The organism is Terrabacter sp. R4-6 (assembly GCF_057529065.1).
In genome coordinates, this window is the sequence record NZ_CP197224.1 from 824464 (window position 1) to 842578 (window position 18115).

General features: G+C 72.1%; 19 protein-coding genes. 7 read left to right on the forward strand and 12 right to left on the reverse strand.

Annotated elements, in window-relative coordinates; all coding sequences use genetic code 11:
* Nucleotides 1-13 precede the first annotated feature (13 nt).
* From ACSSS0_RS03870 to ACSSS0_RS03885, 4 genes are all read right to left on the reverse strand, one after another.
* Entirely contained in the window at nucleotides 14-1006 is a 993-nt protein-coding gene (locus tag ACSSS0_RS03870) for a DUF8094 domain-containing protein (protein ID WP_487230133.1), read from the reverse strand.
* 222 nt (nucleotides 1007-1228) lie between these two features.
* Nucleotides 1229-1735, reverse strand: a complete 507-nt coding sequence (locus ACSSS0_RS03875; protein WP_487230134.1) for a GNAT family N-acetyltransferase — start codon at nucleotides 1733-1735, stop codon at nucleotides 1229-1231.
* Complete coding sequence (locus tag ACSSS0_RS03880) at nucleotides 1728-2042, reverse strand: thiamine-binding protein (protein WP_435985224.1); 315 nt, start codon at nucleotides 2040-2042, stop codon at nucleotides 1728-1730. The genes ACSSS0_RS03875 and ACSSS0_RS03880 overlap by 8 nt, the downstream gene beginning before the upstream one ends.
* 60 nt (nucleotides 2043-2102) lie before the next feature.
* Nucleotides 2103-3110 (reverse strand): GNAT family N-acetyltransferase, encoded by a 1008-nt coding sequence (locus tag ACSSS0_RS03885; protein WP_487230135.1) that lies wholly within the window; start codon nucleotides 3108-3110, stop codon nucleotides 2103-2105.
* Nucleotides 3111-3811: 701 nt separating this feature from the next.
* Here ACSSS0_RS03885 and ACSSS0_RS03890 point away from each other — a divergent pair.
* Nucleotides 3812-4333: a hypothetical protein gene (locus tag ACSSS0_RS03890; protein ID WP_487230136.1), complete on the forward strand. Its 522-nt coding sequence runs from the start codon at nucleotides 3812-3814 to the stop codon at nucleotides 4331-4333.
* A 65-nt stretch (nucleotides 4334-4398) separates the two neighbouring features.
* Here ACSSS0_RS03890 and meaB read toward each other — a convergent pair whose 3' ends face one another.
* Together meaB and ACSSS0_RS03900 are read right to left on the reverse strand one after the other, a co-directional pair.
* Nucleotides 4399-5364, reverse strand: a complete 966-nt coding sequence (meaB, locus tag ACSSS0_RS03895) for a methylmalonyl Co-A mutase-associated GTPase MeaB (RefSeq protein ID WP_487230137.1) — start codon at nucleotides 5362-5364, stop codon at nucleotides 4399-4401.
* Between the two features lie 19 nt (nucleotides 5365-5383).
* A complete protein-coding gene (locus tag ACSSS0_RS03900) occupies nucleotides 5384-6589 on the reverse strand; it encodes an acetyl-CoA C-acetyltransferase (protein WP_435985220.1) in 1206 nt (401 codons plus the stop codon).
* A gap of 136 nt (nucleotides 6590-6725) precedes the next feature.
* Here ACSSS0_RS03900 and mce point away from each other — a divergent pair, with 136 nt between their 5' ends.
* Nucleotides 6726-7169, forward strand: coding sequence for a methylmalonyl-CoA epimerase (mce, locus tag ACSSS0_RS03905; RefSeq protein WP_435985219.1), 444 nt, complete (start codon nucleotides 6726-6728; stop codon nucleotides 7167-7169).
* Here the strand turns inward: mce and ACSSS0_RS03910 are convergent.
* On the reverse strand, nucleotides 7149-8402 hold the full coding sequence (locus ACSSS0_RS03910; protein ID WP_487230138.1) for a glycoside hydrolase family 15: 1254 nt from the start codon (nucleotides 8400-8402) through the stop codon (nucleotides 7149-7151). The two genes, mce and ACSSS0_RS03910, sit on opposite strands and share 21 nt — an antisense overlap.
* Before the next feature lie 113 nt (nucleotides 8403-8515).
* Between ACSSS0_RS03910 and ACSSS0_RS03915 the strand changes: the two genes are divergently transcribed.
* Nucleotides 8516-9331 (forward strand): polysaccharide deacetylase family protein, encoded by an 816-nt coding sequence (locus ACSSS0_RS03915; protein ID WP_487230139.1) that lies wholly within the window; start codon nucleotides 8516-8518, stop codon nucleotides 9329-9331.
* On the opposite strand, the gene ACSSS0_RS03920 is transcribed toward ACSSS0_RS03915, so the two are convergent.
* The gene (locus ACSSS0_RS03920) at nucleotides 9259-9912 is read right to left on the reverse strand and encodes a DUF998 domain-containing protein (RefSeq protein WP_487230140.1); all 654 of its coding nucleotides are present in this window, start codon (nucleotides 9910-9912) and stop codon (nucleotides 9259-9261) included. The genes ACSSS0_RS03915 and ACSSS0_RS03920 overlap by 73 nt on opposite strands.
* Before the next feature lie 211 nt (nucleotides 9913-10123).
* On the opposite strand from ACSSS0_RS03920, the gene ccrA reads away from it, so the two are divergent.
* On the forward strand, nucleotides 10124-11464 hold the full coding sequence (gene ccrA / locus ACSSS0_RS03925; protein ID WP_487230141.1) for a crotonyl-CoA carboxylase/reductase: 1341 nt from the start codon (nucleotides 10124-10126) through the stop codon (nucleotides 11462-11464).
* A gap of 98 nt (nucleotides 11465-11562) precedes the next feature.
* Here ccrA and ACSSS0_RS03930 read toward each other — a convergent pair whose 3' ends face one another.
* Nucleotides 11563-11994: an SRPBCC family protein gene (locus ACSSS0_RS03930; protein ID WP_435985214.1), complete on the reverse strand. Its 432-nt coding sequence runs from the start codon at nucleotides 11992-11994 to the stop codon at nucleotides 11563-11565.
* A 188-nt stretch (nucleotides 11995-12182) separates the two neighbouring features.
* Here ACSSS0_RS03930 and ACSSS0_RS03935 point away from each other — a divergent pair, with 188 nt between their 5' ends.
* On the forward strand, nucleotides 12183-13601 hold the full coding sequence (locus ACSSS0_RS03935) for an AI-2E family transporter (protein WP_435985213.1): 1419 nt from the start codon (nucleotides 12183-12185) through the stop codon (nucleotides 13599-13601).
* Here ACSSS0_RS03935 and ACSSS0_RS03940 read toward each other — a convergent pair.
* The gene (locus ACSSS0_RS03940) at nucleotides 13598-14545 is read right to left on the reverse strand and encodes an NAD(P)-dependent oxidoreductase (protein WP_487230142.1); all 948 of its coding nucleotides are present in this window, start codon (nucleotides 14543-14545) and stop codon (nucleotides 13598-13600) included. The genes ACSSS0_RS03935 and ACSSS0_RS03940 overlap by 4 nt on opposite strands.
* 98 nt (nucleotides 14546-14643) lie before the next feature.
* Here ACSSS0_RS03940 and ACSSS0_RS03945 point away from each other — a divergent pair, with 98 nt between their 5' ends.
* Nucleotides 14644-15222 carry a TetR/AcrR family transcriptional regulator gene (locus ACSSS0_RS03945; protein WP_487230143.1) on the forward strand — a complete coding sequence of 193 codons (579 nt, stop codon included), beginning with the start codon at nucleotides 14644-14646 and terminating at the stop codon, nucleotides 15220-15222.
* A gap of 6 nt (nucleotides 15223-15228) precedes the next feature.
* Here ACSSS0_RS03945 and ACSSS0_RS03950 read toward each other — a convergent pair whose 3' ends face one another.
* Both ACSSS0_RS03950 and ACSSS0_RS03955 read right to left on the reverse strand, forming a co-directional pair.
* Entirely contained in the window at nucleotides 15229-15537 is a 309-nt protein-coding gene (locus ACSSS0_RS03950) for a hypothetical protein (RefSeq protein WP_435985210.1), read from the reverse strand.
* A 16-nt stretch (nucleotides 15538-15553) separates the two neighbouring features.
* Entirely contained in the window at nucleotides 15554-17332 is a 1779-nt protein-coding gene (locus ACSSS0_RS03955) for a 3-hydroxyacyl-CoA dehydrogenase family protein (RefSeq protein WP_487230144.1), read from the reverse strand.
* 85 nt (nucleotides 17333-17417) lie between these two features.
* Here ACSSS0_RS03955 and nucS point away from each other — a divergent pair, with 85 nt between their 5' ends.
* Nucleotides 17418-18113, forward strand: coding sequence for an endonuclease NucS (gene nucS, locus ACSSS0_RS03960; protein ID WP_487230145.1), 696 nt, complete (start codon nucleotides 17418-17420; stop codon nucleotides 18111-18113).
* Nucleotides 18114-18115: the final 2 nt, after the last annotated feature.

The following is an 18115-nucleotide window of genomic DNA, read 5'->3' on the forward strand; positions in this document are numbered from 1 at the left end:
GATCAATCCTGCCTCACCGACCCGAGCCGGCGACGAGCTGGTCCGATGCGGCGACGATGCGCGCCTGTCCGGACGCAGGGATGACGATGGCGACGATCTCGTTGGAGGTCAGGTTGGCCTCGGTCGTGATCTGCTTGATACCGGTCAGGAGCGTCAGGTCCTTGGCCGGGGTGAGCTTGACGGGTGTGCGCATGGCGATGGCGTCGTTGCGCACGAGGTGGGCGAAGACGATGGCGCCGTTGCCGTCCTTGAGGCGCAGTCCACCGAGGATGCCCTTGGGCTCGTGCTCCTGGGTGAAGGCGCCCTGGTTGTTGAGGGCCTGCGACTGGGCGCGGGCCGACTGGCGCAGCTGCTCCGAGAGCGGGTCGTCGGCGAGCACCTTGGTCGCCGTCGGGTCGGGGTACTTCACCGAGGCGGCGAACGCCGAGACGACGTCGTCGGGCTTGGCGGAGAGGCCTTTGCCGTCGGCGATGGCGGCGGAACCGTCGGACGCCGGGTCGAGGGCGTCGAGCTTGGCGTCGGGGAGCATCGGGGTGACCGCGGCAGCCTTGAACGGTGCACCGGACGGGCCACCGACGAGCAGCACGAGCACGGCGGCACCGGTCTTCTTCAGCGTCGTCTGCGCGAGGATCTGGGCGGGGGTGTCACCGGCGCGGGACAGCGCGAGCACCTTGACGCCGGTCGTGGCGAGCTCGGCCTCGGCCTTCTCCGCGGCGGTGCGTCCCGGGAGCGTCTTGGCGTAGGCGTTGGCCGACTGGAGCGCGGCGCCCACGTAGGCCTTCTCGCGGGCAGCGGCACCGGCGGCCGACGCGTCGAGGGAGGACGTGGCTGCCGCCCCGACGGCCGAGGCCGCGGTCGTGTCGGCGGTCTCCGGCGCGACCACAGGAGTCGCGGAGACGCCGGTGCCGACGGTGCCGTCGTCGGAGTTGCCGGTGCAGGCGGAGAGCATGGCAGCGCAGGCGAGCGCGGCGGCAAGAGCACGTCGACGAGTCGCGGTGCGGGGCATGGAAAAGCCTTTCGGTGACGCAAGGGGATCGGCCGAGCACGTTCGGCCGCGACCCACGATACGCACGGACCATGCCGCATCCCCAATCCGCGGGAACGGCTCGCCGAGGACATTTCCGGACACTCCCGACCCGCACCGTGCAGCGACAGGAGCCGATGTCAGGCCGGTCACGCCCGGCAGTTGGTGCCCGATGACCGTTATGCGCACTTTGTCCTGCGCGGGTCAGTCGAGACGTCGGACCATCCGGATCTCGGCCGTCCCCGTCGCCGGGTGCTCGGACCGTCCGCCCTCGTCGACGAAGCCCCGGCGCGTGTAGAACGCCCTGGCCCGGGCGTTGCCCTCGACGACCCAGAGGGTCGCATCGCGGTCACCGAGGAGCTCGTCGACCAGACGGTCGGCGACGCCCGTGGCACGGGCGTGCGGGGCGAGGTTGACGGCGTACAGCTCCCAGTCGGTGGGCGCGTCCTCGTCGCGGCTCGGGCCGGCGCTGCCGAAGCCGGCGAGCCGGCCGTGCGGGTCCACGACCACGAGGGTGCGCTCGGGCGCGTCCGTCGGGCGTCCCGCCAGCTCGCGCCAGCGGTCCGCGCAGCGCTCGTCGCTCAGCCCGGCGAGGTAGTCGGCGGGCATCAGCCCGGCGTACGCGTCCCGCCACACCGCCATGTGCACGCGCCCGAGCTCATCACAGTCCTCGAGCGCGAGCGGCCTGAGCTGCCAGTCCTGCTCAGTCATCCCGCTGACGGTCGAGCGCATCCTCGAGCCGCTCGAGCTTGCCGTCGAGCTCGCCGGTCCAGCCGGGACGGATGTCGGCCTTGAGCACGAGCCCGACACGCGGGGAGGTCTCCGCCAGCACGTCGCAGCACTGCTTCACGACAGCCATGCACTCGTCCCACTCCCCTTCGATCGTCGTGAACATCGCGTCGGTGCGGTGCGGCAGACCGGAGTCGCGCACGACGCGGATGGCTCGGGCGACGGCGTCGGACACCGATCCGGTGTCGTCGGCCGCGACGGTGGGGGCGACGGAGAAGGCGATCAGCATGACCTCACCGTATGCCGCCCCGGTCGACCTCGCCCGAGCACCCCCAGCGCGCCGGTCGGCCTAGAAGGCCTTCTTCATCGTCAGTGCTTCCTCGATGATCGCGAAGCCCAGGTCCTTGTTGATCTGGACCATCCACGGGTTCTGCTCGTCGTTCATCGTCTGCACCGAACGTCGTTCTGGTGCAACGCGGGCCAGCTCCCTGAGGTTCGCGGCCTTGACGGCCATGCCGAGCCGGTGTCCGCGGTGCTCAGGCAGCACGAGCGTGCCCCACTGGAAGACGACGTGCGGGTCGCCGGAGGGGATGGCGAGGTCGGTGTAGGCCGCGACGACGCCGGACTCACGGTGCACGGCCACGGCCGTGATGATCGTGCGCCCCGTGTCACGCAGGTGCTGGAGCATGGTCTCGTAGTCCTCGACCGTCTGCGACTCCGGCTCGAACTCCACATCGCCTGTGGGGGCGTCGAGGATGAGCCGGTTCGAGGCGTCGCACACGCCCTGGCGCAGCTCGTCCGGCACACCGTCGACGTGGACCGTGAGGTCGTACGCGTCGCCCATGGCCTCGGCCGCGTGGTCACCGTGCCGGGCCAGGACGTCCGCATCGACGGGGAGCGGCAGCGAGCGGACGATCTCGACGCTCGACACGGCATACCCCCGTCTGAGGGCGAACTCGCGGTCGGCATGCGACTCGCGGTCACCGACGGGGACGAAGACCTCGGTCAGCAGCATCGAGCGGTCGCCCGACCGGGCCTGTTCCTCGGTCCACTCGAGCAGGGCGGAGCCGATGCCCGCCCCACGGTGCTGCGGGTCCACCTCGAGGTGGTTCCAGCACTTGTCGAGGTTGTCGCGCTCGGGGAAGAAGACGCGCGACCAGCCGACGGGAGAGCCGTCGACGACGGCCACGGCGCCCACCTCCCGCTCGCCGGGGAACGAGAAGCGCACCATCTTGAGGAACTCGTCCTCGGTGCGCTGGATCGGCTGGACGCGCGAGACGGACTCGCTGCGGGTGGCCACGCCGAAGAGCTCCTTGAGCATGACGTCGTCGTCATGGTCGAGCGGGATGATGTCCATCCCTCGACGGTGACACCACGTCCGCCCGTCGCGCCATCCATTTACGCATCTCCCCCACGTGCGTACGCCACCCCGCTCCCACCCGCGTCCGCATGCCGTTCCCTCCCCCGCCCCCACGCGCCCCGCGCATGGCTCCCACCCCGCGTGCGTATGCCGCCCGCTGCCCCCGCGCCCACGCGCGTCCGCGAGCCGGTCCCTCGCGACACAGCAAGCACCGGCGCGGGCTGACCCCACGCAGGACCCTGACCGACGACGCCCACTTCATGTGTTCCGGGGTCCTGTGGACAGCGCGCTCGAGACCCCTCGACGGGTCGGCAGGCTGGCGCCGTGGATCCGGTGGTGGACGCGCTGCGGCGACTCGGCGGCGTCGCGACGCGTGCCGAGCTGCGGCCCTTCGTCTCGAAACGGCGGCTCCGGCGGGCGGTGGTCGAGGGGCACGTCCTGCGCCCCCGTCCCGGCCGGTACCTGCTTCGCGACGTCGACACCGCCACGGCTGTGGCGCACGAGCTGAGCGCCGTCGTCTCGCACCGCTCGGCGGCCCTCGCGCACGGGTGGAAGGTCAAGACGGTGCCGCCGAAGCCGGAGGTCACCGTGCCCCGTGGGCGCAAGATCGCGGCGGGGACCCGGCCGCGGCGCGGATCTGGTCCTCCCTCATCGACCCTCGGGACGCGGCCGCGGGCATCACGTCACCGGCTCGCACCGTGGTCGACTGCGCTCGCCACCTCCCGTTCGACGAGACTCTCGCCATCGCCGACTCGGCGCTCCGCTCCCGGCGGGTGTCGGCCGGCGACCTCGCGACGGTGGCACAGCAGGTCCGCGGCCCCGGACGACCGCGGGTGCTCCGCGTCCTCGCGCACGCGTCGAGCACGGCGGCCAACCCCTTCGAGTCCGTGCTCCGCGCGATCTCGCTCGACGTGCCGGGGCTCGACCTCCGTCCCCAGGTCGGCATCGCCGTGGCAAGCGGCGAGCGGGTCACCCCTGACCTCGTCGACGTGTGGCTGGGGATCGTCGTCGAGGCGGACAGCCACGAGTTCCACACCGGCAGAGAGCAGCTCGTCGTCGACTGCTGGCGCTATGACGAGCTGGTCCTGGCCGGCTGGGACGTCTACCGGTTCACCTACGAGCAGGTGATGCGGCGGCAGGCGTGGGTGCGTTCGGTGCTCCTCCGCGCCGAGGCGAAGGCCCGCGCGACACAGGAAGTCCGCGCAGCTCTCCAGCGCTGAGCGCGAGCCCCGCAGCCACACCTGGCTTCATGTGTCGGCCTGGACCACCGGCCCCAACCCGCCGGTCAGGATCCGAGCTGCTCCACGAGACGGTCGGCGGCGGCATACGGGTCGGTGCGGCCCGCGATGACGTCACGCGCGAGTGCGGCGACGCCCTCGTGCCCACCGACGTGCCCGAGACGGGCGCGCAGGGTCGTCAGCGCGATCGTCTCGATCTCGTCGGCGACACGGCGCTCGCGACGCCGAGCCAGCTCGCCGTTCTCCTCGATGAACGCCCGGTGCTTGTCGAGCGCCTCCATCACCTCGTCGATGCCGATCTTCTGTGCCGCAACGGTTTTCACGACCGGTGGACGCCAGAGGCCCGGCTCGGTGCGGTCGCCGAGGGAGATCATGTGGCGCAGGTCGCGGACCGTGGCGTCGGCACCGTCGCGGTCGGCCTTGTTGACGACGAAGACGTCGCCGATCTCGAGGATGCCGGCCTTGGCGGCCTGGATGCCGTCGCCCATCCCCGGTGCGAGCAGCACGACCGACGTGTCGGCGAGACCGGCGATCTCGACCTCGGACTGCCCCACGCCGACGGTCTCGACGAGCACGACGTCGCACCCGGCCGCGTCGAGCACGCGGATCGCCTGGGGCGTCGTGAACGACAGTCCGCCGAGGTGGCCACGTGAGGCCATCGAGCGGATGTAGACCTCGGGGTCGAGCGCGTGGTCCTGCATGCGGACGCGGTCGCCGAGCAGCGCCCCGCCCGAGAAGGGCGAGCTCGGGTCGACCGCGAGCACGCCGACCCGGAGACCGCGCTCACGGAAGGCGCCGACGAGCGCGGTGGTCGTCGTCGACTTGCCGACGCCGGGCGACCCCGTGAGGCCGATGACCCACGCGTTGCCGGCATGGGGTGCGAGCGCCGCCATCACGTCGCGGAGCGACTCGTGGCCGTCCTCGACGAGGGAGATCAGACGGGCGACGGCGCGCGGCGAACCCGCCCTGGCCGACTCGACCAGGGCGGGGACGTCGACGGATCGGCGTGCCACGCGGCGGGTGCCCGAACGGTCAGGCGGACGCGGGGACGCGGACGATGAGGGCGTCGCCCTGACCGCCGCCGCCGCACAGCGCGGCTGCGCCGACACCGCCACCGCGACGCTTCAGCTCGAGCGCGAGGTGCAGCGCGATGCGGGCACCGGACATGCCGATCGGGTGGCCGAGCGCGATGGCGCCACCGTTGACGTTGACCTTGTCGACGTCGATGCCGAGCTCCTTGGCCGAGGCGAGGCCGACGGCGGCGAAGGCCTCGTTGATCTCGACGAGGTCGAGGTCGGCGGGCGTGATGCCCTCCTTCTCGCAGGCGCGGGCGATGGCGCGAGCGGGCTGCTGCTGGAGCGTCGAGTCGGGCCCGGCGACCATGCCGTGCGCGCCGATCTCGGCGAGCCACGTGAGGCCGAGCTCCTCGGCCTTCGCCTTGCTCATCACGACGACCGCGGCGGCGCCGTCGGAGATCTGCGAGGCCGACCCGGCCGTGATCGTGCCGTCCTTGCTGAAGGCCGGGCGCAGGCCGCCGAGCGAGGCGGTCGTCGTGTCGGCGCGGATGCCCTCGTCGTTCTTGAAGACGACCGGGTCGCCCTTGCGCTGCGGGATGCTCACCGGGACGACCTCGTCGTCGAAGAGGCCGTCCTTCCACGCCTTGGCGGCGAGCTGGTGGCTGCGCGCCGAGAACTCGTCCTGCTCCTCACGCGTGAAGGCCTGCTCGCCCGTGTTGGCCTGCTCGGTGAGCAGACCCATCGCCTGGTCGGTGAAGGCGTCCCAGAGGCCGTCGAAGGCCATGTGGTCGCGCATCGTCACGTCACCGTACTTGTAGCCCTCGCGTGACTTCGTCATGAGGTGAGGAGCGTTCGTCATCGACTCCTGGCCCCCGGCGACGACGACGTCGACCTCGCCGGCACGGATGAGCTGGTCGGCCATGGCGATGGCGTTGATGCCCGAGAGGCACACCTTGTTGATCGTCAGGGCCGGGACGGTCATCGGGATCCCGGCGGCGTGGGCGGCCTGGCGGGCGGGGATCTGGCCGGCGCCGGCCTGCAGCACCTGGCCCATGATGACGTACTCGACCTGCTCCGGGGCGACGCCCGCCTTCTCGAGAGCGCCCTTGATGGCGACGCCACCGAGGTCCGATCCGGAGAAGTCCTTGAGCGAGCCGAGCAGCCGACCCATGGGGGTCCGGGCACCGGCGACGATCACGGAGGTGGGACGGTCAGCAGTCATGGGTGGAGCCTCTTCCGACGTCATTGGGGGTGTCCCGACAACTGTAGACGGGGCCTCCCGGGGCCCGCGCGGAGCATGACCAAGCGCACACGGCATACCCGTGCCGTATGCCGTCACGCCGCCCTACGTTGGGACCATGAGCGCGACTCCCGACCCCCTCTTCACCCACATCGACCACGTCGGCATCGCGGTGCCCGACCTCGACGCGGCCATCGCGTTCTACGAGGGGACGTACGGGATGCGGATGCTCCACGAGGAGACGAACGAGGAGCAGGGCGTGCGCGAGGCGATGATGGGCGTCGGCGAGTCCGGCTCGTGCATCCAGCTGCTCGCGCCCCTCTCGCCCGAGTCGACGATCGCGAAGTTCCTGGACCGCAGCGGTCCCGGCATCCAGCAGCTCGCCTACCGCGTCACCGACATCGACGCCGTGTGCGCGACGCTGCGCGAGCGCGGGCTGCGCCTGCTCTACGACACCCCGAAGCGCGGCACGAGCGACAGCCGCGTCAACTTCATCCACCCCAAGGACGCCGGTGGCGTCCTCGTCGAGCTCGTCGAGCCGTCAGCCCACGCCGGCCACTGACGCCGCGGAGACACCCGAGCGCTGCGTCGCCAGCTCGTCCTCGGTGAGGACGACGAGGGCGGCGGTCCAGGCGAGTGGCGCCGGTCCCGCGGGGCTCCCGTCGGGAAGGACCTTCTCCGGCAGGCTCCCCCACGACGTGCAGTGGCCGTCGAGCCAGGTCAGCCAGCGCTCGGCGACGAGGGGGTGTCCGGAGGCCGCCGCGGTGTAGGCGACCATGGCGGTCTCGGGCGTCCACGAGACGCCGTCGCTCTTCCACTCGACCCCCGGGGCGAGGCCACCGGCCGCGCGCAGGGCGAGCACCGGGTAGTGCTCCCAGGCACGCTCGGCCGCTGCGTCACCCACCGCGGCGAAGGGCGGCATGAGCATCGTGACACCGGCATCGAGCCCGCCGGACCGGCCGTGCCGCTCGTAGCCCGGCCCGAACTCGGCACGGATCAGGGTCCGCAGCCCGCGAGCCGCGCGCCCGGCCACGTCTGCCCGACCGACGTCGCCCTCGGCCGCGAACGTCCCGGCTGCGGCCTCGAGCCCGGCCGCGAGCGGCGCCGCCGTGCCGAGGGTGACCCGCCGCTCCGGCACCTCCCAGTAGTCGGGAGACACCTCGGGCAGGCGGGTGCCCGTCGCCGTCTGCGCCACGACGAAGGCGAAGGCCCGGTCGCGCAGGTTGCGCAGCCCCGGCGCCAGGACCCGGCCAGGGCTGGCCAGCCGCACCCGCTCGAGGGACCAGAGCACCCACCCGGCGCCGTCGCTCTGGCGCGGACGGTCGTCCGGAGGACCGGAACCGTCCAGCCGGTAGCGGGCCTCGAAACCGCCGTCGGCGCGCTGGACGTGCGCGAGGAAGCCCAGGACGCGACCGGCATCGGCCACGTGCCCGGTCTCGGCGTAGGCCACGGCGACGAACGCGGAGTCGCGCGGCCACGCGTAGGCCCACGGGGCGTCTGGCCCGGCTGCGACGGCTCCGTTCGGCCGGGTCAGGGCGTGCAGGTCCCGCAGCGCCTGCGCCGCGACGTGCGTGCGGGCCCCGGCCGCCGGGACCGTGCCGTCGGCGAGCCACAGACCCTCGGCGAGCGGCTCCAGGAGCCGGTCGCCGAGCGCCACCGGAGCCAGGACGGACGTCGTGCGCCACCCCGCGCCGTTGCGCAGGACCGGGAGCGGCTCGTCCTCGACGAGGAGCGGGACGAGTCCGACGCCGGCCATCACGACCACCGCCAGTGCGCCCACCACGGCACGCCGCACGTCCACCTCCCTCGGGCCACGGCCGGACGTCCCCGTCGACCGGGCGCCAGTGTGGCACGCGCGCTGCCGGCTCGCCCGAGGATCGGGGAGGGCTGCCCGTAGCATCGGCTGGCATGGAGGTCACACGCCGACAGGCCCTGACCGCGGCGGCCGGCGCAGCCGTCGGAGCAGCGGGCGCGGTGGGCGCGGTGCGGCTCGCTGAGCGACTGGACGAGAACACGCCGCTGCCCTTCTACGGCAGCCCGGTCAGCGCGGTGCGGCCCGACCGGTCCGCGCCGTCGGCTGCGGCCACCTCGGTCGTCTGGGCAGGTCCGGGCCAGCAGCGCCGCGTGGCGCTGACCTTCGACGACGGCCCCCACCCCGACTGGACCCCACGGGTGCTGGCCGCGCTGGAGGCTGAGGACGTGCCGGCCACGTTCTTCTGCCTCGGCCGCAACGTGCGCGACCACGGCGACCTGCACCGTGACAGCGTCGGCCGGCACGAGCTCGCGAACCACACCTTCGAGCACCACGACCTCGGCCGCCTCGACTGGTCGCGGTGCAGCACGGAGATCACGAGCACGAGCAGGCTCATGACGGAGACGTACGGCGAGGCGCCGACGCTCTTCCGGCCGCCCTACGGACACGTCGGCGGCGCCGCCCTGCTGGCGGCGGCCGAGGCGGGCCTCACCACGGTGCTGTGGTCGGCCCAGGCCCGCGAGGACCTCGTGGCGAGCCGTCCCGACGGCATCGTCGACGACATCGCGTCGCAGGTGCGTCCGGGCTCGATCGTCCTCGCCCACGACACCGGCACGGCCGACCGGCTCATCACCATCGACCGGCTCGTGGCGATCATCCGCAGGCTCCGCGACGACCGCTACGTCTTCGCGACGGTCTCCGACCTCCTGGCGACGAGCAGCGCCCAGGCGACGACGGCGAGCCACGGGTAGGTCGGCCACAGCGCGAGGCGCTCGAGGGCGCCGACCCACGTCGGGTCCCCGAGCCGGAGCCCGAACGCAGCGGCCGCGGCGACCATGATCCCGCCGAGGACGATTCCTGACCGGGCGACGCCCCGCGACACGGCGCGTGACCTCCGCAGCGCTTCGGCCGTGACGAGGACCGCGAGCGGCTGGAGCACGAAGACGGGCACGGCCACGACCGCGTGCCAGCCCGGGAGCTGGTCGACCGGCACGAGCCCCACGGCAGCGGCGAAGCACGCGGACACGACCCACAGCCAGACCGCCGCGAGCGCCCAGCCGCCCGCGCCGAGACGCGGGCGCAGGAGCACGGCACCCGCCGCCCGCAGCAGGCCGAAGACGACGAACGCGGCGTTGAGCGCGACGTGCCCCGACGAGCACACGTCGACGGCCGCCCCGGCGTGTCCGGGTGCGCACGTCAGCATCCCGAGCGCGCTGATCGTGTCGTCGCGCAGGCTGTAGGACGCCGACGCGGCGGCCGCGACGAGCAGCTCGACGAGCAGGTAGACCGGCTGCACGAGCCAGCACCCGAGACCCGCCGCCGTCCGTCGCACGCGCCGACCGTACCCGCGACACGGCATACGACCTCGCGGGGGTGCGTCGGAGCGGCCGCCCGCGTCGCATCGCCCTCGTGACCCAGGTCACCTGTGGTGGCCGTCTCAGAAGCGGCTACCCGTGGGTCACGTCTCGCTACGTTCGGGGACACACCGCACGGGTTCGACACTGTCTCGACCCACCAATGACGCTGCGACGTAAGGACCTTCAATGCAGGCCATCCGCGACGCCATCCTCTCCGGCGACCGCACCCAGGAGACCTACGCGAACATCGAGATCCCCGCCACGTACCGCGGGGCGACCGTCCACAAGGACGAGGTCGGCATGTTCGAGGGGCTCGCCACGCGCGACAAGGACCCGCGCAAGTCGCTGCACATCGACGAGGTACCCGTCCCCGACCTCGCACCGGGCGAGGCGCTCGTCGCCGTCATGGCGAGTGCGATCAACTACAACACCGTGTGGACCTCGATCTTCGAGCCGGTCTCGACCTTCGGCTTCCTCGAGCGCTACGGCCGCATGTCGGAGTTCTCCAAGCGCCACGACCTGCCCTACCACGTCGTCGGGTCCGACCTCGCCGGCGTCATCCTGCGCACGGGCCCGGGCGTGACGAAGTGGAAGCCCGGCACCGAGGTCGTCGCCCACTGCCTCTCGGTCGAGCTCGAGGACGCCGAGGGCCACAACGACACGATGCTCGACCCGCAGCAGCGGATCTGGGGCTTCGAGACGAACTTCGGCGGCCTGGCCGAGCTCGCGATCGTCAAGGCCAACCAGCTGATGCCCAAGCCCGGCCACCTGACGTGGGAGGAGGCCGCCTCCCCCGGCCTCGTCAACAGCACGGCCTACCGCCAGCTCATCTCCAAGAACGGCGCCGCCATGAAGCTCGGCGACCGCGTGCTCGTCTGGGGCGCGTCCGGCGGTCTCGGCTCCTACGCCACGCAGATGGCCCTCGCCGGCGGTGCGACCCCGATCTGCGTCGTCTCCTCGCCCGAGAAGGCCGAGATCTGCCGGGCCATGGGCGCCGAGCTCATCATCGACCGCAACGCCGAGGACTACCGCTTCTGGAACGACGAGGGCACCGAGCAGAACCCGCGCGAGTGGCAGCGGCTCGGCAAGAAGATCCGCGAGCTGACCGGTGGCTACGACGTCGACATCGTCTTCGAGCACCCTGGCCGCGAGACCTTCGGCGCGAGCGTCTACGTCGCGCGCAAGGGCGGCACCATCGTCACGTGCGCCTCGACGTCGGGCTACATGCACGAGTACGACAACCGCTACCTCTGGATGAACCTCAAGCGCATCGTCAGCTCGCACTTCGCCAACTACCGCGAGGCGTGGGAGGCCAACGAGCTCGTCAACCGCGGGCTCATCCACCCGACCCTGAGCAAGACGTACACGCTCGACGAGGTCGGGCAGGCGGCGCTCGACGTCCACCGCAACGCCCACCAGGGCAAGGTCGGCGTGCTGACGCTCTCCCCCGAGCCCGGCCTCGGCGTCACCGACCCCGAGAAGCGGGCCGGCTTCGAGTCGGCGATCAACCGCTTCGCCGACCAGTAGTCCCGACCGCGACCGCACGAGAGGGCCGGCCCACCATGACGGTGGACCGGCCCTCGTGGCGACCGGGCGCGCGGCCCGAGCGGCCGCAGTCGCGCGGGTCAGCGGGACTCGAGCACCCGCGTCAGCTGCTCCTCGGTGTCGTCGGCGAGCTTCTCGAAGACGAGCTTCATGGCGGGGGCGGCGAGGTTGGCGAGCCCGTGCATGTCGAGGTCGGCGTGGTAGGTGATCTCGCTGCCCTCGCCCGAGGGCAGGACGGTGATCGTGTCGGTGGACGTCGCGCTGTCGTTGCGCCCGACGAGGACGATCCGGGTGTCCGTGAGCTCGGTCAGCTCGTAGTCGAGCTCCGTCGTGACGCCGGCGATCTTCGAGACGTTGTGCCACCTCGCACCGACGGCGACGGGTCCGTCGCCGACACGGGTGCACGACTCGGTGCCCGGGTCCCACTCCTCGGCGTTCGAGAAGTCCTTGAGGTAGTCGATGACGGCCGCCGGCGCGGGGTGGACGGTGAAGCTGCGAGTGACGCTGGGCATGGTGCTCCTCGTGCTGGTCTGGTGTCGGGCGCCGCCCCTCAGGGGCGCGGTCGCGTTCTCGTTCACCCGTCCCGTACCCGTATGCCGTCCCGCCCGGGCCGCGGAAGCGCGCGGCCTCGTGCCGGCGCTCCTGACACGCCCCGGGGCAACTCGGGCCCGTCGCGGGTGCCTGACGTAGGCTCGCGGGCGTGAGCATCTGGGGACGGTGGACGCGGTACCGCCGCGCCCAGCGCGCCCGGATGGACGAGTTCCGGGCCCGCGACCTCGGCTTCGACGAGCGCGCCTCGCGAGCGGCCTACGGGGATCCCGCGGACTCGCCCGACGGACGGGGTGGGCCCGACCTCCTCGCCAGCACCCTCCCGCTCGGGGCCGGGCCGACCGACGCGCCGGCCACCACCGACGCGCCACCCTCAGGCTCCACGACCTCCGGCCCCAGCGGCGCCACCAGCCCCACCGGCGCCACCGCAGCGACCGACGGCTCAGAAGCCGCAGGCGCGGCTGCCCCGGGAGCCGGTGGTGGCAAGCGGGGCAAGGCCGGGCGGCGCGACTTCGGTCCGAGCGGCACCCCCTTCAACCGGCAGTCACCGTTCTACATCGGCTTCGTCGGCGCGATCGGCGTGCTCACGGCCTACGCCGTCGTGCAGGCGGTAGGCCGCCTGGGCACGGTCATCACCCTGCTCGTCATCTCGTTCTTCCTGACCCTCGCGCTCAACCCGCTCGTCGAGGCGCTGACCCGCCGCAGGCTGCGCCGCGGCTGGGCGGTCACCATCGTCTTCCTCGGCGTGCTCGCCGTCTTCGCGCTCGTCGGCTGGGTCGTCATCCCGCCGGTGGCCGAGCAGGGCAGTGAGCTCGCGACGAACGCGCCGAGGCTCTTCGACAACCTGCTGGCCAACCCGTGGGTGCAGGACGTCGACCACCGCTACCAGCTCGTCCAGCGCATCCAGGAGGAGGTCAACAAGCGCGTCGCCGACGGCAACCTGTGGGCCGGCGTCTTCGGCGGCGTCCTCGACGCGGGCAAGGTCATCGCGACCGGCGTCTTCAGCGGTTTGACGGTGCTCGTCCTCACCCTCTACTTCCTCGCGTCCCTGCCGGCGGTCAAGCAGGCGGCCTACGCTCTCGTGCCGGCCACCCGGCGCCCGCGCACCGTCTCGCTCTCCGAGGAGGTGATGCGCCGCGTCGGGTCCTACGCCATCGGCCAGGTCGCCGTCGCCGCGATCAACGCGTTCTTCGCCTGGATCATGATGAGCCTCATCGACCTGCAGTTCGCCGCGGTGCTGGCCGTGCTCGTGGGCTTCCTCGGGCTGGTGCCGATGATCGGCGCGACGCTCGGCGCGACCGTCGTCGCGATCGTCGCGTTCTTCGACGAGCCGAAGAAGGCGCTCATCGTCATCATCTACTTCATCGTCTACCAGCAGATCGAGAACTACGCCGTCATGCCGCGCATCATGCAGCGGACCGTGGCCGTTCCCGGCGCCGTGACGGTCGTCGCCGCGCTCGCCGGCGGGGCCCTACTCGGCATCCTCGGCGCGCTGCTGGCGATCCCGTTCGCGGCGGGGGCGCTGCTGCTCTACGAGGAGGTCCTCGTCCCCCGCCAGCGCCGGCACTAGCCGCAGTCGCTCCGCGAGGGTGTATGCCGTGTGCCCGGGGAGCCGTGACGCCGTGACGTGCCGTCGGGGCGGCCATCCCGCTGCTCCAGGGCCGTGACGACGGCCGCCATGTCGAGCGCGCCGAGCCCGGCGGCCTCGGTCTCCCTGAAGAGCTCGCGCGTCGCCTCGAGCAGCGGGCTGTGGGCCCCGACGGCGCCCGCGGCGTCGGCGATGAGCCGGGTGTTGGTGTGGACGTCGCGCACCGCGGCCTGGGCCTCGAAGTCGCGCGCGACGAGCTTGGCGAGCTTGACCGTCGAGACCGCGCTCGCCATCGGACCGGAGTCGAGGGCGTGACGGAAGACCTCGAGGTCGAGGTCGAGGCGGTCGGCGAGGTGGAAGGCCTCGGCGAGCCCGGCGACCATCGTGCAGAGGTAGAGGTTGACGGCGAGCTTCGTGCCCGTCCCCGCCGGCACCTCGCCGCACCGGACGACCTCGCGGCACATCGGGGCGAGCAGCGGTTCGACGCGGTCGACGACCTCGGGCCTGCCGGCGACGAGGCCCACGAGCTCCGCCCGCTCCGCCGGGACGCGCGAGCCCGAGACGGGCGCCTCGACGTAGTCACCGCCGGCCGCCTCGACGTCCCGAGCGAGGGCGGCGGAGAAGCCGGGCGAGGTCGTGCCGAGGTGCACGACCGTGCGCCCCGACACCATCCGCGAGAACGCGTCACTCCCCCGCTGGAGCACCTCGTCGACCGCAGTCTCGTGGGCCAGCATGAGCAGGACGACGTCGCTCGCCTCGAAGACGGCTGTCGGCGAGGGGTGCACGACGGCTCCCAGCGATGCCAGCGCCGCGGCTCCGCCCGGCGACCGGTTCCACACGGAGAGAGGGATGCCCGCACGCTGCAGGTTGGCCGCCATGGGCCGTCCCATGATGCCGAGACCGATGAACCCGACGCGCGTCTCCATGACGACCTCCATCCGCGACTATTATGACGAGTGTCATAGTAGCGCTCGGATCATGACGAGTGTCATGGTCGAGGTCACCCGACCGGACCGGAGGCGACATGTCGGCCAGCACCCGTGGACACCGCGAGCGCATCGTCTACGAGACCGCCCAGCACCTGCGTCGCGCCGGGGTCTCCGGCACGGGACTGCGAGAGGTCGTCGCCGCCGCGGACGCACCACGCGGCTCCCTCCAGCACTACTTCCCCGGCGGCAAGGACCAGCTCGTCGGGGAGGCCCTCGAGTGGGCCGGCACCTGGGCCGCCGAACGCGTCGACGAGCACCTCGCCCGGATGAGGCGGCCGACCCCCTCGCGCCTCTTCACCGCGATCGTCGACGACTGGGCGGCCGACCTCGAGTCGCGCGGCTTCGCCCGCGGCTGCCCCGTCGCCGCCGCGGTCGTCGACTGTGCGGACACCAACGACGCCGTGCGCAGGGCGGCCGCGTCCGCCCTGCAGACGTGGCAGCGTCCGATCACCGCGGCCCTCGTCACGATGGGCCGGACGCCCCGGCGGGCGCAGGCGCTCTCGACCCTCATGCTGTGCGCCCTCGAGGGAGCCATCGTGCTCGCCCGCGCGCAGCGTGACACGGCTCCGCTGCACCTCGTGGGCCGCGAGCTCGCCCCCGTCCTCGACGCCTGACGCGCGTCAGCGGTAGGAGTTGCCGCTCGGCCGGGCGTCGCGCCGCTGCCAGCAGCCGGTGTGCCAGTGCCGACGGTCCCCGAGCCCGCCGACGCCCTCGGCCGGCCACACGACGACGTGCGGGACCCCGGGTGGGATGTCCTGCTGGCACCCCGGGCAGAGGTAGTCACGCGTGGCGGACGCGCCGCTGACGGAGCGCACGGTCCAGCGCGTGCCGGCATACGACTCCTCACGCGTGGAGCCGCCCTGGATCCGCGTCACGTCGAGCGGCACGTGCTCACGCGCGTGCTTGCTGGGACGACGACGCGAGGGCATGTCTCCAGCGTAGGTGTCAGGCGTAGGTGCGGAAGCCGCGCCCCGTCTTGCGCCCGAGGTAGCCGGCGGTGACGAGGTGCTCGAGCAGCGGCGCGGGGGCGTAGCCCCGCTCGCGGAACTCGAGATAGAGCTCGCGCTCGATGGCGAGGGACACGTCGAGGCCGACGACGTCGAGCAGCTCGAACGGCCCCATCGGCAGGCCACAGCCGGTCTTCATCGCGGTGTCGATGTCGTCGGCCGTCGAGTAGTTGGCCTCGAGCATCTTCACGGCGTCGTTGAGGTAGGGGAAGAGCAGCGCGTTGACGATGAAGCCGGCGCGGTCGCCGCACGTCACGGCGTGCTTGCCGACCGTCGCGCAGAGGGCCTGCACGGTCGCGATGACGTCGTCGGCGGTCGACACCGTGTGCACGACCTCGACGAGCTTCATGACCTGGGCCGGGTTGAAGAAGTGCATGCCGATGACGTCCTGCGGGCGCTTCGTGGCGGCCGCGCACTCGACGACGGGCAGCGAGCTCGTCGTCGTCGCGAGGATGGCTCCCGGGCGGCAGATCTCGTCGAGGTTCTCGAAGAGCGCGCGCTTGACGGTGAGGTCCTCGACGACGGCCTCGACGACGAGGTCGACCTGGGCGAGGTCCTCGAGGCGGGTCGTGCCGCGCACATGGGCCAGGGCCGCGTCGCGGTCCTCCTCGGTGGCCTTGCCGCGCTGGACGGCCTTCTCGAGGCTCTTGGCGAGCGCCGCGCGCACGGCCTCGACCTTGGCGTCGCTGCGGGCCACGAACGTCACGTCGAGGCCGGCCTTGGCGAAGACCTCGACCATGCCGGTGGCCATCGTGCCGGAGCCGACGACGCCGACCGTCCGGATCGGGCGCGTGCCCGTCGTCGTGTCCTCCGCGGCCGCGGGCGTCAGGGCGTCGTCGACGACCGCCGAGCTGCCCGGGGCGGCATACGTGTAGAAGCCGCGGCCGCTCTTGCGGCCCTTGAGCCCGGCGCTGACCATCTGCTTGATGATCGGGCTCGGGGCGTGCAGGCGGTCGCGGCCCTGCTTGTACATCGTGTCGAGGATCTCGTAGGCGGTGTCGAGCCCGATGAGGTCCATGAGCGCGAGCGGCCCCATGGGGTAGCCGCACCCGAGCTTCATGGCGGCGTCGATGTCCTCGCGCGTGGCGTACTTGCTCTCGTACATCGCGACGGCGTGGTTGAGATAGCCGAAGAGCAGGGCGTTGGCGATGAAGCCCGCCTTGTCCCCGACGATGACGGGCTTCTTGCCGAGCCGCTCGGCGAGCGCCTTGACGTCCTCGAAGATCTCGTCGCTCGTGATGACGGTCTTGATGACCTCGACGAACTGGAGCACGGGCGCCGGGTTGAAGAAGTGCATGCCGACGACGCGCTTGGGGTTGATCGTGGCGACGGCGATCTCGGTCACCGGCAGCGAGCTGGTGTTCGTCGCGAGGATCGCGTCGTCGGAGACGATGGCGTCGAGCTTGGCGAAGATGTCCTTCTTGAGGTCGAGGTGCTCGGGCACGGCCTCGACGACGAGCTGGCACTCCTTGAGGTCGGCCATGTCGCTCGTGAAGAGCACGCGCGCGTGGAGGGCGGCCTGCTCCTCGGCGTCGAGCTTGCCGCGCGAGACGGCCCGGTCGGTCGAGTGCTGCAGGACGCCCTTGCCCTTCTCGACCGCCTCGTCGGTGACCTCCACCGCGACGACGTCGATGCCGTTGCGCGCGAAGACCTCGACGATGCCGGCACCCATGGTGCCGAGTCCGATGACGCCAACCTTGGTGAACTCTCGAGCCATGGGCGAAAGTCTCGCAGAGGGTGTGCGCCGGCCACACCCGCCCGGGGCGTGACGCTGCCCACGCGCCCTCCTCTAGGGTGGACCGGTGCGTCTCGTCATAGCCCGGTGCAGCGTCGACTACGACGGTCGGCTCACCGCCCACCTCCCGCTCGCGACCCGGCTGCTCGTCGTCAAGGCCGACGGCTCGGTGCTCGTGCACAGCGACGGCGGCTCCTACAAGCCGCTCAACTGGATGTCGCCACCGTGCACGATGGCCGAGGTCGAGCCCGACGAGGTCCAGACCACCGACGGGATCGTCGCCGTCTGGCGGGTGCAGCACGCCAAGAGCGAGGACCGCCTCACGGTCCTCATCCACGAGGTCCTGCACGACTCCGACCATGAGCTCGGCGTCGACCCGGGCCTCGTCAAGGACGGCGTCGAGGCGCACCTGCAGCGGCTGCTCGCCGAGCACATCCACACCCTCGGCCACGGCTGGTCGCTCGTGCGCCGCGAGTACATGACGGCCATCGGCCCCGTCGACATCCTCGCGAAGGACTCGGCCGGCACGAGCGTCGCCGTCGAGATCAAGCGTCGCGGCGAGATCGACGGCGTCGAGCAGCTGACCCGCTACCTCGAGCTGATGAACCGTGACCCGCACCTCGCGCCCGTGACGGGCGTCTTCGCCGCCCAGCAGATCAAGCCGCAGGCGCGCACGCTCGCCGAGGACCGCGGCATCCGGTGCGTCGTGCTCGACTACGACGCCCTCAAGGGCATCGACGACGCGGAGTCCCGCCTCTTCTGACG